Raw genomic sequence first — 14,836 nt, 5'->3', positions numbered from 1 at the left:
TTATTTTTGGAAGTCCAAGTAGCAGATGCGCTTTGCCCTCTAAAAAATCGAATCTTTATAATGTATTTAAAGACCCTTTCCCTTCTTAATTACAAAAATTTTGAATCCGGAAATTTCGATTTTGATTCCAAAATAAATTGCTTCGTGGGGGATAATGGCGTAGGAAAAACCAATATTTTGGACTCCATTTATCATTTGTCCTTTGGTAAAAGTTACTTTAATCCTGTTTCCTCGCAAAACATTAAACATGACGCCGATTTCTTCGTCATCGAGGGATATTTCCAAAAAGAAGACAAGGAAGAAAAAATCGTCTGTAGCTTAAAACGAGGCAACAAAAAGATTATTAAAAGAAACGGTAAGCCCTATGAAAAGTTTGCCGACCATATTGGGGTTTTGCCCTTGGTCATTATTTCTCCCGCAGATAGGGATTTAATTGTGGAGGGTAGCGATATTCGGAGAAAATTTATGGACGGTGTCATTTCCCAGTCAGACAAGGAGTACTTGCAGTATTTGATAAATTATAACAAGGTCCTGTCACAAAGAAATGCCCTACTGAAGTATTTTGCTGCGAACCATACTTTTGACAAGGCTACCCTATCTGTTTATAATGATCAATTGGAAAAATACGGTACTGAAATCTTCAAAAAAAGAGTAACGTTTTTGGAGGATTTTATACCCATCTTTAAGGAACAGTATAAAGCCATTACCAATAATACGGAAGACGTAAACCTTACCTACGATAGCAAACTACTCTCAGAAGGCCTGGGTTCATTGTTACAGGATCATTTAGAAAAGGACAGGGCACTACAATATACAAGTGTTGGGATTCACAAGGACGACTTAAGTTTTACCATAAGGGAGTATCCCATCAAGAAATTTGGAAGCCAGGGACAGCAAAAGTCATTTTTGATAGCCTTGAAGTTTGCCCAGTTTTATTTTATGAGAAAATTGTCCCGGACCAATCCTATTTTACTATTGGATGATATTTTTGACAAGCTGGACGAAAATAGGGTTTCCCATATCATCTCTTTGGTAAACATGGAAAATTTCGGACAGATATTCGTTAGTGACACCCATGCCGAAAGAACGGAAGCGGTCGTCAAAAAAATCCATCAGACCTATAAAATCTTTAAACTTTAAAGTATGCAGAGGTTACTGGTTTTTGTTCTGCTGTTTGTGGTATCCTGTGGTAACCATGTTTCTTCGGAAGATTTAAAGTATTTGAATGGATACTGGGAAATCGAGAATGTGGAATTTACAGATGGCAGCCAAAAGGAATACCCCATGAATACTGTAGTAGACTATATCGAAATAAAAGAATTAAAAGGATTCCGGAAAAAAGTGGCACCAAGATTTGACGGTACTTTTGAAACCTCCGATGATGCCGAAACTTTTACCATACAGGAAGAAAATGGACTATATTATTTGAAATATAAAAATCCATTGAGTGAATGGGAAGAAAGGTTGGTATCTTTAACGGAAGATACTTTTACCGTGAAAAACCCGGATGGTATCACGTACCATTTTAGGAGATTTGAACCTATAAAATTAGACTAAAAATGTCCCGTAGAGATAATGACCATTTGAACATGCAAGAGGCGCTGTCCGCCTTCATAAAAAAAATAACTTACAGGAAGGAATGGACAAAGTAGATGTAAGAACAGCATGGAACAACCTTATGGGCAATGGCGTTCAGAATTATACCTCTGATGTAGAACTAAAAATGGATACTTTATTTGTGTCCCTGACCTCCTCTGTTCTAAGGGAAGAACTTAGTCATGGCAAGAGCAAAATTATTAACATGTTGAACGAGGAACTTGGAAAAGAACTAATTAAAAAGTTGGTTCTTCGCTAGTTTTATCCATAAAAAAAACCGGCCTTTGGATCGGTTTCTTTCTATTCGAATATTCTCAAGTCTAATAAATTTCCCTACCTGAGAAATGAAATGCGCCTTCTATTGCGGCGTTCTTATCACTGTCGGAGCCGTGTATCGCATTTTCTGCTATATCCGCAGCAAACATTTTTCGAATGGTTCCTTCAGCCGCCTCTGCGGGATTGGTAGCCCCGATCAAGGCCCTAAAATCCTCCACGGCGTTTTCCTTTTCCAAAATTGCCGAAACAATGGGATCACGGGTCATAAATTCAACCAGTTCACCAAAGAAAGGTCTTTCTTTATGTATCGCGTAAAACTCCTGTGCGTCCCTAACACTCAATTGCGTGTATTTCATAGCAACAATCTTAAAGCCCGCCGATGTGATTTTTTCCAAAATGGCCCCGATGTGACCATTTTCCACAGCATCCGGCTTTATCATTGTAAATGTTCTATTTGTAGTCATTTCTCTAAATTTTGCGCAAAAATAAGCTTTTCCCAAAGAACAACAACCTTAAATAGGTTTACAAAAACATAATCATACATAAAAAGAGACACCTATAAATTGCCTTTCCTATTAAATTGTATCTTTGCGCCCATGAATTTTGAGCAAATAGATGCGCTAAAGAAGTTGCTTTCCTCCCCAAAAAGGATTGCTATAGTACCACACAAAAATCCGGATGGGGACGCTATTGGCTCTACCTTGGCTCTTTCCCATTATCTATCCAAGAAAGGACATAAAACCAATGTACTTTCCCCTAATGATTTTCCAAAATTTTTAAAATGGATGCCAGGCGCCAATGGAATTCTGAATTTTGAGAGACACAACTCTGAAGTAAAAAAATATATTGAGGAAGCAGACTTAATATTCACCTTGGATTTTAACGATTTTGGCCGTGTGGGACAAATGGCGGAATCTTTGGAAAATGCCAAAGCACAATTTATCATGGTGGATCATCATCAACAACCTTCGGATTATGCTCAAATAACCTATTCGGATGTCAGCATGAGCTCCACCTGTGAGATGGTTTATACATTGATTGATTCCTTAGGCGACTGTGATTTAATTGATCAAAATATCGCAAATTGTATTTACACAGGAATCATGACAGATACCGGTTCCTTTAAGTTTAAGGCTACTACTAGCCGAGACACACCGGGTTGTGGCAGATCTTATGGATAAAGGAGCCGACAATACAGAAATCCACCAGTATGTATATGATACCAATTCCCCAAGTAGATTGCACCTGTTAGGATGTGCACTTAAAAACATGGTCATCCTTAAGGAGTTCAATACCGCCTATATTACTTTGACCCAAGAAGAATTGGATCGTTATAATTATGAAAAAGGGGATACCGAAGGGTTTGTGAACTATGGTCTTACTTTGGATAAAATTCGCTTTGCGGTTATTTTTATAGAGAATAAGGAAGAAGGAATTTTTAAAATATCTTTTAGGTCGATTGGGAATTTTTCGGTGAACGAATTTGCACGAAATCATTTTGATGGAGGAGGACATACCAATGCGGCAGGAGGAAAAAGTGAAAAATCATTGCAAGAGACTATTGAGCAATTTGTTTCCCTATTACCGAAGTATAAAAAAGAACTGACAGAATGAGAACCTTAAACATACTTCTTTTAATGGCATTCCTTTTTGGATGTGAGGAATCGGAACCCAGAAAACCGGTACAAAGAAAAAGTGGGAGCTATTTTAAGGAGTCTATTGAAAGAAGTAGAAAACTTTTGGAGGCCGAAGAGAAAAAAATACAGGAAATTATTAAAAGGGATTCCCTAAAAGATTACACCCATAGCGCATCCGGTTCTTGGTATCATTATCTAAGGGTAAATGACTCTACGGATTATACACCCCAAACTGATGATATTGTCACTATGAATTACAATCTTTTGACCCTGGATAACGATACTTTATACTCCGAATCTGAAATAGGCACTCTCAGCTACAGGGTAGACAAACAGGAACTTTTCCTAGGTCTTAGAGAGGCGATAAAATTATTGAAGGTCAACGAAAAAGCCACCTTTCTATTTCCTTCTTCTATTGCCTTTGGATACCATGGCGATAATAATAGAATTGGGACGAATGTCCCTTTAAAATCAACGATTACTATTTTAAACATTGAAAAACAACAGGATAATTTAGAAGATTAAAGATTATGATAAAGAAAATGTATCTATTCGCGGCTTTGGTTTTATTCATGGCAAGCTGCAAGACAAGTCAAAGAGCGGATTTGGGAGATGGACTGTTTGCTGACATTAAAACCTCCATGGGAGATATCATTGTTAAATTAGAACATGAGAAAACACCGGTGACTGTGGCCAATTTTATTTCCCTTGCCGAAGGAAACAGTCCCTTTGTGAGTGAACAATACAAGGATAAAAAATATTATAACGGATTAACCTTTCACAGGGTCATGAAAGATTTTATGATTCAAGGCGGTGATCCATTGGCTACGGGTACTGGGAACCCAGGCTATAAATTTATGGATGAGTTCAATGATTCTTTAATACATGATAGGAAAGGAGTTCTTTCCATGGCAAATTCTGGATCAGGCCACAAATGGAAGTCAGTTCTTTATAACCCATGCCCCAACGCCTTGGTTGGACAACCGGCATAGCGTTTTTGGTGAAGTAGTAGAAGGCATGGAAGTAGTTGATTCTATTGCTAATGTAAAAGTGTCTCCAGGAAATAATAAACCTATTTCACCTGTTACCATGAATACCATAGAGATTATTAGAAACGGAAAGGATGCCGGACAATTTGATGCCGTAAAAATTATGACCGAATATTTTGATGGTGAGGAAGAAAGATTGGCAGCCATTGAACAAGAAAAGGCTAAAAAACAGGAGGAAGTTCAAAAGGTAAAGCAAGAATTCGTTGCCGAAATCGCCAAGCAAAAGGAAGAAGCTAAGTCATTTTCTTCCGGACTCAAAATGATTTCCTTACAAGAAGAGGACGGGGAAAAACCCAGTGTGGGTCAAAAAGTATTGGTGATGTATTCAGGATTCTTACCCGATGGTACTTTATTTGAAAGTAATTATGAAGAGGTTGCCAGGCAGTATGACATGTTTGATGAAAGAAGATTACAGGGCGGTGGTTATTTTCCAGCTCCTATGGATTACAGCCCGGATTCGGACTAATTGCCGGATTTAAAGAAGGTCTTTTGACCATGAAGGTTGGCGATAAAGTAAGACTTTTTATTCCTTCCCATTTGGCGTGGGGGCCGCAAGGCTCTGATTCTATACCACCTAATTCAGATGTAATCTTCGATATAGAGATTACAGGAATTCAGGAATAGAAAAGAATCATGTTTAAAAGCCCGGTTTTAAAACCGGGCTTTTTTATGGTGTTTGCTTTAATATTTCCAACAAGAACTTCCGGAATTTTTGTACCGATGAAATACTTACACGTTCGTCCGGGGAATGGGCCCCTTTGATTGTTGGGCCAAAACTTATCATATCCATCTCAGGATAATTTTGCCCTAAAATACCACATTCCAATCCTGCATGACAAGCCACCACATTGGGTTTGGCATCAAATAGCTTTGTATAAACCGATGTCAAGACCTTAAGTATTTCAGAATCCATATTGGGATTCCAGCCAGGATAAGAACCTGAGAATTTAACCGAAAATCCACCGAGCTCCAAAACGGACTTTAAGCTATTTGCCAAATCCATCTTTCCGGATTCTATCGAAGACCTTGTTAAACAACCAATTTCGATGTTTCCATCGGCAACAGTGACCTTGGCCACATTATTAGATGTTTCCACCAAGTCCTCCATACTGGCACTCATTCTGTAAACTCCGTTATGTAGACCGTAAACGGTTTTTATAAGTAGTTCCTGCGACTGCGGTTCCATCAATCTTTCGAAAGGCTTATCCAATGCATCAAAGCGAATCTCAAGCTTGGGTTCTACAATAGAAAATTCGGATTTGATTGCCCGAGCTTCGGTTTCTAGGGTTTCCAAAAAAGAATCCAACTGATTTTCATCTACATTGAGTAGGCACCTACTCTCCCTGGGAATAGCATTTCGTAAACCACCACCCCGTAATTCAGCAATCCTGTAGTTAAACTCATTAACTAGGAATAATAGTCGGTTCATAATTTTATTGGCATTGCCGAGACCTTTATGGATATCCATACCACTATGCCCCCGGACAATCCCTTTATGTCTATTTGCACCCCTACTTCTCCTATAATATGAGATGTTTGAATATAGGATCTAGTGCCTGTAACATCGATACCACCAGCGCATCCAATATCGATTTCATCATCTTCTTCGGTATCAAGATTCAATAAAATTCCCCCCTTTAGCACCTCTCCTTTTAAACCGAAGGCTCCGGTCATGCCGGTTTCTTCATCAATGGTGAACAGAGCCTCCGAGAGGTGGATGCACTATATCAGTTGCCTCCAATAAGCTCATAATGGCCGCCACGCCCATTCCATTGTCCGCACCTAAAGTGGTTCCATTGGCCTTTACCCAATCACTCTCAATGTACATTTGAATGCCTTCTGTATCAAAATCGAAATCTGTATCAGAATTTTTTTGATGAACCATATCCAAATGGGATTGTAGAGTAACCATTTTACGATGCTCCATACCTTTGCTTGCTGGTTTTCGAATAATGACATTACCTATTTCATCCTTGAACGTTTCTAGTCCCAATTTGTCTCCAAAATCAAGCATAAACTGAATTACTTTTTCCTCCTTTTTGGAAGGTCTTGGAACTGCATTCAATCTTGAAAAGTTTTTCCAAACGGTTTTGGGTTCTAACTCGAGTATCCGGTTTTCCATAAGATTGAAATTTTTCAGCAAAAATACATACCATAAAATCAAATCCCTATTTTTGAAATCATGAAGATGTCCTTAAAAACCGTAATCGCGGTTTCTTTGTTTCCCCAAATTATCCTGGTAAAATGGTTGGGCCAAAACACAGATTTCATAGAATCCTATTACAGCATGGGGCTATATCCCTATATATCCGGATTCTTTCGATGGCTCTTTGGTTGGATTCCCTTTTCCGTGGGTGACCTACTCTACTTCTTACTTATATGTACAGCCCTTTTTTACCTATACCGAAAATGGACCTTTATCAAAACGCATAAACTAAAGTTCCTAAGGGATTTGCTCATGATACTCTCCATCGCCTACTTTACCTTTCATTTGGCCTGGGGTTTTAACTATTATCGCCAACCGCTATCGGAAAAATTGGCCTTGACAGAAACCAACGATTACCAACAATTAGTTGACTTTACAACAAAGCTTATCCAAAAAACGAATACCATTCAAAAAGAAATTACGGGTGACACCCTCCGGAAAGTAAACATCCCCTACTCACAAGATGAAATGTTTACGATGAGCATTCATGGTTATCAAGAACTTGCCGAGAGAATTCAATTTTTTGGAATACGAATATCCTAGCATAAAAACATCACTTTTTAGTACCGGATTAACTTATATGGGGTATGCTGGCTACCTAAACCCATTCACCAATGAAGCACAGGTTAATGGTATCCTACCCAATTTTAGGTTTCCAATTGTGGCGGGTCATGAAATTGGACATCAATTGGGATATTCGGCAGAAAATGAAACAAATTTCATCGGGTACCTAGTAACCTCCAGCAATCAGGATCCTTATTTTCAATATGCAGCATACGCCTATGTATTGGGATATTGCCTAAGTGATGTTAGGAGGGGAAATATAGATACTTTTGACCAACTGTTCCAAAACCTACATCCGGGGGTACAGGAAAATTTTCGAGAAATGGCTATTTTCCGGCAGCAATATGAAAATCCCATGGAGCCAGTCTTTAAATCCATTTTCAATTCTTTTCTAAAGGCGAATAACCAAACACAGGGAATACAAAGCTACAATGGTGTTGTTTCCTTATTGATAGCCTACCACAAAAAATACCCGCTTTAATAACGTAATTTTCTTTACTTACGAGAGGCAATACACTTAATACGACTTGACAATTTGATAAAATTTTAAGAGTATCGGTGTAAAAATATTCGTTTTTTAAAAGTTGTAGTTTTAGATATCCAAATCACTGATTTCAAGTGTTAAAAAAAACTAAAAACCGCATAAAGCCGCAATTCAAACATTAATTTTAAAAGGACTAATCAAACGAACTCAAAATGAAAAAAATCTTTTTTTCACTATGCCTCTTTTGGTGTAGTGCAACACTCTTTTCTCAAGATTACTTTCCTGAAAACGAAGGGGTAAAGGCAAACAACAATAACTATACGGCCTTTATGAACGCCAAAATTTATGTGACCCCTACAGAGGTCATTCAAAAAGGTACACTATTAATCCGTAATGGTAAAGTGGAAAGCGTCGGAAGCTCTGTTAGCATTCCGCCAAACACCATTACTGTGGACCTACAAGGGAAATCCATTTACCCTTCCTTTATTGACGTATATTCCAAATTTGGTGTAGAGCAACCTAAACGCAGCAGTGGCGGCAGACGTTCTCCACAATTTGAGCCTACACGTGAAGGCTTTTACTGGAACGACCATATTATGCCGAGAAAATGATGCTATTAGCAGCTTTAAGTATGACGAAAAAGCAGCAAAGGAATTGATCGAGGCCGGTTTTGGTGCCGTGAACTCACATATTCACGATGGTATTGCAAGGGGTACAGGAGTTCTGATAGCCTTGAACGATGCCGGTACGGACGCAGATCGAGTTTTGGATGATTCCTCCGCTCAATACTTTTCATTGGAGAAGAGTGTTGCTAAATCCCAATCCTATCCTACCTCCCTCATGGGCGCCTTAGCCTTATTGCGCCAAATGTATAGTGATGCCAATTGGTACGCCCAAGGAAAAGCCTCCACAACCGATAGGTCATTGGAAGCCTTGATAAAGAACAAAAATCTAGTACAAATCTTTGAGGCCAAGGACAAGGGAAATGATTTGCGAGCGGATAAAATTGGTGATGCCAACGGCATTCAATATACCATTTTAGGTGGTGGCAACGAGTTCGAGCGCATCGATGAAATAAAGGCTACAAATGCCAAGTTCATTATTCCATTGGATTTTCCGGAAGCATATGACGTATCGGACCCATATCAGGCAGGTTATGTTTCCCTAGAAGACATGCGATATTGGAACCAGGCACCTACAAACCCCAAAGTCTTGGCAGAAAATGGGGTGTCCTTTTCCTTAACCCCATACGAATTAAAATCCATGTCGAAATTCAAGAGTAATTTGATGAAGGCCATAGAATATGGCCTACCAAAAACTAAGGCCTTGGAAGCGTTAACCACTATTCCTGCGGAGATATTGGGAAAATCGAATGAACTTGGTTCTTTGAAGAAAGGTGCATTTGCAAATTTCCTGATTACCTCAGGGGATATTTTTGACAAATCCACTACCCTTTATGAAAACTGGGTCAAGGAAACAAAAACATTATCAACGATAAGGACATCAAGGATATTCGAGGGGATTATACGATTACCACAGAAGGCAAAACCTATGATATTTCCATAACCGGTGAAATAGCAAAACCCAAGATAGAAGTAAAGCAGGATACTGTAAAACTTACCTCCAAGATTTCGTATGACGACGATTGGGTGACCTTCTCCTTTTCCACGGATAACGGTGATAAGACCTATCGAATGATCGGAGCGGTACTTCCGGACGCCGATAATCTTTCAGGAAGATTGATATTACCAGATGGTACAGAGTCTTTTTATACTGCAACTAAAAAATCCGGTTTTGAAGAAAAATCGAAAGCCGAATCCAAATCAATAGATACCCCTAAGGTAATGCCTGTAACCTACCCCAATGTAGGTTATGGTTACGTTTCCAAGCCAAAGCAGGAAGACTTATTGTTTAAGAACGCAACGGTTTGGACAAGTGAAGATGCTGGTATACTGGAAAATACGGATGTGCTTGTTAAAAATGGTAAAATTTCAAAAATCGGTAAGGACCTAGGTGCCGGCGGTGCAAAAGTTATAGACGCCACGGGCAAACATCTTACTGCCGGAATCATTGACGAACATAGTCATATTGCCGCTCTTTCTGTAAATGAAGCCGGTCATAATAGTTCGGCAGAGGTAAAAATGGAAGATGTTGTAGATCCTGAGCATATGGGTATTTATCATAGTTTGGCGGGTGGAGTAACCTCACTTCAATTATTACATGGTTCTGCCAACCCTATCGGTGGTCGTTCGGCCATCCTTAAGTTAAAATGGGGAGAGGAAGCCGATGGTCTTATCTACGATAATTCCCCTAAGTTTATAAAATTTGCCCTGGGCGAAAATGTAAAACAATCCAATTGGGATAGCTACTCACGTTTTCCTCAGACTAGAATGGGCGTGGAACAGGTTTTTATGAACTATTTTCAGCGTGCCAAGGAATATGATGACAAGAAAAAAAGTGGGCAGCCTTACCGTTATGATGAAGAAATGGAAGTGCTGGCAGAAATTATCAATGGCGAGCGGTTTATTACCTGCCATTCCTACGTACAGAGTGAAATTAATATGATGATGAAGGTAGCCGAAAAGTTTGGTTTCAGGGTAAACACCTTCACTCATATTTTAGAAGGCTATAAAGTGGCAGATAAAATGGCCGAGCATGGAGTAGGTGGTGGCACCTTTAGCGATTGGTGGGCCTATAAATTCGAGGTTAATGATGCCATACCCTATAATGCCGCCATTATGCAATCACAAGGGGTTACAGTAGCCATCAACAGTGATGACCGCGAAATGATCAGAAGATTGAACCAGGAAGCCGCCAAAACCATTAAATATGGAGGAATGACTGAACTCGAAGCTTGGAAAATGGTAACAATCAACCCAGCCAAGCTGCTTCATTTGGATGACCGTGTGGGCAGTATCAAGGAAGGCAAGGATGCGGATTTGGTACTTTGGTCCGGCCATCCTATGTCCGTTTACAGTAAAGCTGAAAAAACGATTATCGAAGGAACCACCTATTTTGATTTGGAAAAAGACCAGGCACAAAGGGAGGCTATAAAAAAAGAACGCAACGAACTGGTAAAAATGATGCTTGAAGAAAAAGCGGGTGGCAATAAAACCCAGCAACCAAAGCAAAGCACCAAACGAAACTTTACTTGTGATAGCTTATAAAATTCCTTAATTGAAAATATTTAGTAAGATGAAAAAATTAATAATAATACTACTGGCAATAGCAATGTATTTGCCAAGTAACGCACAACAGACGCCTGCCCCAAAGCAGACCGAGGCCATCACCATAGAGGGTGCTACGGCACATCTAGGAAATGGCGAGGTCATTGAAAGTTCATTGATTATGTTCGAAAATGGCAAACTTACCTTTGTTGGAGACTCCAAAATGAAAGTAGCCCGTAAAGGTAAAATCATAGATGCTACCGGCAAACATATTTACCCTGGTTTTATAGCGCCGGCAAAAACCTTAGGTCTAATAGAAATCAATTCTGTACGTGCTACGGACGATCAAGACGAAATTGGAGAACTAATTCCCCATGTGAGGAGTCTAATTGCCTATAATGCAGAATCCAAAGTAGTGGAAAGCATGAGACCCAATGGTGTTCTGCTTGGACAAATAGCCCCATCTCGGCGGAAGAATTTCCGGTACTTCCTCTATAGTGCAGTTTGATGCTTGGAATTGGGAGGACGCAGCTGTCAAGGTAGATGATGGTGTACATTTAAACTGGCCAAGAAGTTTCCGCCAGGGACGTTGGTGGATGGGCGAGGAAAGAGGGTATCGCCCCAATAAGGATTATTCCGAAGATGTTGAAACCGTTGTCGCATTTATTAAAAATTCTGCTGCATATGGCAAAGCAACTCCCAATGAGGTTAATCCTGCATTCGCCGCGATGCAAGGTGTTTTGGACGGATCACAGAAAATGTACGTGTATGCCGATGGCGAAAAGGAAATCATTGATGCCGTGAACACCTTAAAAATAAACGGCATCAAAGAAATCGTATTGGTTGGAGCATATGAAGCCTATAAAATAACCGACTTCCTTAAAAAGAACAATATTCCTGTTTTAGTTCAGTTTACCCACAACCTTCCAGTTTTTAATGATGACGATTATGATCTTCCTTACAAACTTCCCAAACTATTGGTGGACGGTGGTTTATTGGTTGCTATTCAGAATAATGAAGCTTCCAATTTCCGGACTAGGAACTTGCCTTTTTACGCCGGACAGGTAGGACAACAGGGATTGGATAAGGAAAAGGCCTTACAGTTGATTACCGGCAATTCTGCTAAGATATTAGGGATTGATGATAACTACGGTACTTTGGAAGTAGGGAAAAGCGCCACACTGTTTATCTCAGAGGGCGATGCCCTGGACATGCGGACAAATCAATTGACCCATGCCTTTATTGATGGCAGGAATATTTCTTTAGAGACTCACCAAACCGAATTATGGAAGCGGTATATGGGCAAATATGAGGGGGAATAAATCGTTTCTAAAACCAAAGATAAAACTGTACATTTAAGTCGGTAGGTATCGACTTAATTGTTAGTAAATTAAATAATAACAAAAGCTCGATATTTTATCGGGCTTTTTTGTTTGAGTTAAAAACAACCTTCCGTATGAAAAAATTAATCTTCTTTGGTCTTTTGGTTTTGGTGTTTTCCTGTAAGAAAAACAAAACATCGGCAAATGCTTTAGAATTGGGAGGTCTTAAGGAATCTGTAGAGATTGTAAGGGATCAATGGGGCATCAACCATATCTATGCCAACAATCAACACGATCTTTTTTTCGCCCAAGGTTATGCGGCGGCGGCCGACCGACTTTTTCAGTTCGAAATTTGGCGTAGACAAGCAACGGGTACCGTTGCCGAAATTCTTGGGGAACGTGAATTGAAACGTGATATTGGCACCCAACTTTTCAAGTTTAGGGGAGATATGAAAACCGAAATGAATCACTATCACGAAGATGGAGTGGAAATCATAACCGCTTATACGGATGGTGTCAATGCCTATATTGAGGAAGTATTGCAAAATCCTGATAGCCTGCCCATAGAATTCAAGATATTGGACATACTTCCACAGAAGTGGACACCGGAGGTGGTGATATCCGGACATCAAGGCTTGTTGGGAAATATCAACGACGAGTTACAAATTGGTAGAATCGTTTCAAAATTGGGATCGGAAAAAGCCAAGGAGTTATTCTGGTTGCATCCCAAAGATCCTGACCTGACCATCGATAAAAAAATAAACAAGGAACTCTTGTCGCAGGATATTTTAGAGCTTTACAATGCCTATAGAAAATCGGTAAAGTTTACCCCGGAGGATATTCGACCCGAATACAGAGACCAAGAAGTTGCCAACACCCTTATTGAAAATCAGGAAAACAACAGGGATTCCCTGTCCATTGGGAGTAATAATTGGGTGGTCAACGGCACCCGTACCAAAGATGGCAATACGTATATGGCCAATGACCCCCACAGGACCATTGCGGTTCCCTCCTTGCGCTATATGGCCCACTTGGTCGCTCCAGGTTGGAATGTCATTGGCGGAGGGGAGCCCGAAATCCCAGGTATATCGATCGGTCACAATGAGTTTGGTTCATGGGGCCTTACGGTTTTTGAAACGGACGGTGAAGATCTTTATGTGTACGAACTCAATCCTGAAAATCCGAATCAGTATAAATACCAAGGAGCATGGGTGGATATGAAAATCATTCAAGAAACCATAAAGGTAAAAGGGCAAAAAGACACCATTGTCAATCTACACTACTCCCAGCATGGATCTGTAACCCTAATCGATACAGAAAACAACGTTGCCTATGCCGTTCGTTGTGCTTGGTTGGAGCCCGGAGGCTCTCCATACTTGGCTTCCTTACGAATGGATCAGGCCAAAAATTGGGAAGAATTTCGGGAAGCATGCAATTACAGCCATATTCCTGGGGAAAATATGGTCCGGGCAGACAAAGATGGGAATATTGGCTGGCAAGCTGTAGGCATTGCCCCTATCCGAAGAAATTTTAGCGGTTTGGTTCCAGTTCCCGGGGATGGAACGTATGAGTGGGATGGCTATCTCCCCATTATTGAAAAACCGAACGACCATAATCCCGACAAAGGCTTTATTGCCACCGCTAACCGAATGTTACCCCACCCGATTATAAACATTGGGATGCCATTGGCTTTTCATGGTCAGATCCTTACAGGGGTAATAGGATCGAAAATGTTTTAAGTAGTAAATCGGACTTTACTATGGAAGATTTTAAAGCCTTACAAACCGATTATCTTTCCCTACCGGCAAAGGAACTTGTCCCCTACCTGAGAACTATAATGTTGGATGGTAAATACCAGGAGGCCAAAAGGAAATTGGAGGATTGGGATTTTACCTTGAGTACAAACTCCATCCCTGCGGCCATCTATGTAGCTTGGGAAGATTCGTTGGCAGTAATGATAGAAGATTTGGTCATTCCCGAAGAGGCAAAATCAATCGTATCCTATTTACAGCTCAAAACAATCATCGACTTTGTTTCCTCTCCTCAAAATGTATTTGGAGCCAATGGCGAGCGGAAAAGGGACGAGCTACTAAAAATGTCCTTTCAACAAGCCATCGATGACCTAGAAAGCAGATTGGGTCCGGATATGGAAAAATGGCAGTACGGCCAGGCAAAAAACAAGCATATTTATATAGAGCATGCGTTGGGAAAAGTAGTCAACCAAGCAATGCGTGACTCCCTTTTCAATCTAGGCCCTTTGCCTAGGGGAGGTAGTGGTACGACACCGGGATCAACGGGAGGCAATATGAACCAGTCGAGCGGTGCCTCCTTCCGAATGATCGTAAATACCGGAGATTGGGATGCCGCGCAAGCTACCAATGGACCTGGGCAATCCGGTAACCCAGAGAGTCCCTTTTATAGCAATCTGTTTGAACCTTGGGCAAAGGACCAGTATTTTCCTGTCTATTACAGTAAACAAAAGGTTGATTCCGTAGCTGTTGAACGCAAGAGGTTACTACCCAAAGATAATTAGTC

At 40.3% G+C, this 14,836-nt stretch carries 8 protein-coding genes and 6 pseudogenes; 12 read left to right on the top strand and 2 right to left on the bottom strand.

Going from position 1 to position 14,836, the window contains the following annotated elements; all coding sequences use genetic code 11:
• Nucleotides 1–60 precede the first annotated feature (60 nt).
• The 3 genes from recF to NYZ99_RS06690 all read left to right on the top strand — a co-directional run bounded on the left by recF (nucleotide 61) and on the right by NYZ99_RS06690 (nucleotide 1,855).
• Nucleotides 61–1,140 (top strand): DNA replication/repair protein RecF, encoded by a 1,080-nt coding sequence (gene recF / locus NYZ99_RS06700; RefSeq protein WP_260574523.1) that lies wholly within the window; start codon nucleotides 61–63, stop codon nucleotides 1,138–1,140.
• Nucleotides 1,141–1,143: 3 nt separating this feature from the next.
• Nucleotides 1,144–1,557 (top strand): hypothetical protein, encoded by a 414-nt coding sequence (locus tag NYZ99_RS06695; RefSeq protein WP_260574522.1) that lies wholly within the window; start codon nucleotides 1,144–1,146, stop codon nucleotides 1,555–1,557.
• Nucleotides 1,558–1,639: 82 nt separating this feature from the next.
• Nucleotides 1,640–1,855, top strand: a complete 216-nt coding sequence (locus NYZ99_RS06690) for a DciA family protein (RefSeq protein WP_338039359.1) — start codon at nucleotides 1,640–1,642, stop codon at nucleotides 1,853–1,855.
• Nucleotides 1,856–1,916: 61 nt separating this feature from the next.
• Here the strand turns inward: NYZ99_RS06690 and NYZ99_RS06685 are convergent, their stop codons facing one another.
• On the bottom strand, nucleotides 1,917–2,336 hold the full coding sequence (locus tag NYZ99_RS06685) for a nucleoside-diphosphate kinase (protein WP_260574521.1): 420 nt from the start codon (nucleotides 2,334–2,336) through the stop codon (nucleotides 1,917–1,919).
• 132 nt (nucleotides 2,337–2,468) lie between these two features.
• On the opposite strand from NYZ99_RS06685, the pseudogene NYZ99_RS06680 reads away from it, so the two are divergent.
• The 4 genes and pseudogenes from NYZ99_RS06680 to NYZ99_RS21495 all read left to right on the top strand — a co-directional run bounded on the left by NYZ99_RS06680 (nucleotide 2,469) and on the right by NYZ99_RS21495 (nucleotide 5,182).
• Nucleotides 2,469–3,486, top strand: a pseudogene (locus tag NYZ99_RS06680) (DHH family phosphoesterase).
• Entirely contained in the window at nucleotides 3,483–4,034 is a 552-nt protein-coding gene (gene gldI, locus NYZ99_RS06675; protein WP_260574520.1) for a gliding motility-associated peptidyl-prolyl isomerase GldI, read from the top strand. Before NYZ99_RS06680 ends, gldI begins: the two are co-directional and overlap by 4 nt.
• 5 nt (nucleotides 4,035–4,039) lie before the next feature.
• Nucleotides 4,040–5,024: pseudogene (locus tag NYZ99_RS06670) on the top strand (peptidylprolyl isomerase).
• 29 nt (nucleotides 5,025–5,053) lie between these two features.
• Nucleotides 5,054–5,182 (top strand): FKBP-type peptidyl-prolyl cis-trans isomerase, encoded by a 129-nt coding sequence (locus tag NYZ99_RS21495; protein WP_338039358.1) that lies wholly within the window; start codon nucleotides 5,054–5,056, stop codon nucleotides 5,180–5,182.
• Nucleotides 5,183–5,225: 43 nt separating this feature from the next.
• Here NYZ99_RS21495 and NYZ99_RS06665 read toward each other — a convergent pair.
• Nucleotides 5,226–6,680: pseudogene (locus NYZ99_RS06665) on the bottom strand (aminoacyl-histidine dipeptidase).
• Between the two features lie 66 nt (nucleotides 6,681–6,746).
• Here NYZ99_RS06665 and NYZ99_RS06660 point away from each other — a divergent pair.
• The 5 genes and pseudogenes from NYZ99_RS06660 to NYZ99_RS06640 all read left to right on the top strand — a co-directional run bounded on the left by NYZ99_RS06660 (nucleotide 6,747) and on the right by NYZ99_RS06640 (nucleotide 14,834).
• On the top strand, nucleotides 6,747–7,307 hold the full coding sequence (locus tag NYZ99_RS06660; protein ID WP_260574516.1) for a DUF3810 family protein: 561 nt from the start codon (nucleotides 6,747–6,749) through the stop codon (nucleotides 7,305–7,307).
• The gene (locus NYZ99_RS06655; protein ID WP_260574514.1) at nucleotides 7,288–7,809 is read left to right on the top strand and encodes a DUF3810 domain-containing protein; all 522 of its coding nucleotides are present in this window, start codon (nucleotides 7,288–7,290) and stop codon (nucleotides 7,807–7,809) included. The genes NYZ99_RS06660 and NYZ99_RS06655 overlap by 20 nt, the downstream gene beginning before the upstream one ends.
• A gap of 215 nt (nucleotides 7,810–8,024) precedes the next feature.
• Nucleotides 8,025–10,979: pseudogene (locus NYZ99_RS06650) on the top strand (amidohydrolase family protein).
• A gap of 28 nt (nucleotides 10,980–11,007) precedes the next feature.
• Nucleotides 11,008–12,301, top strand: a pseudogene (locus NYZ99_RS06645) (amidohydrolase family protein).
• 134 nt (nucleotides 12,302–12,435) lie between these two features.
• Nucleotides 12,436–14,834: pseudogene (locus NYZ99_RS06640) on the top strand (penicillin acylase family protein).
• The last annotated feature ends 2 nt before the right edge of the window (nucleotides 14,835–14,836 follow it).

Origin of the sequence: Maribacter litopenaei (assembly GCF_025244665.1) — a bacterium.
Lineage (GTDB): Bacteria > Bacteroidota > Bacteroidia > Flavobacteriales > Flavobacteriaceae > Maribacter > Maribacter litopenaei.
The sequence above is the reverse complement of the archived record's forward strand: the minus strand, read 5'-3'. Positions and strand labels throughout refer to the sequence as shown.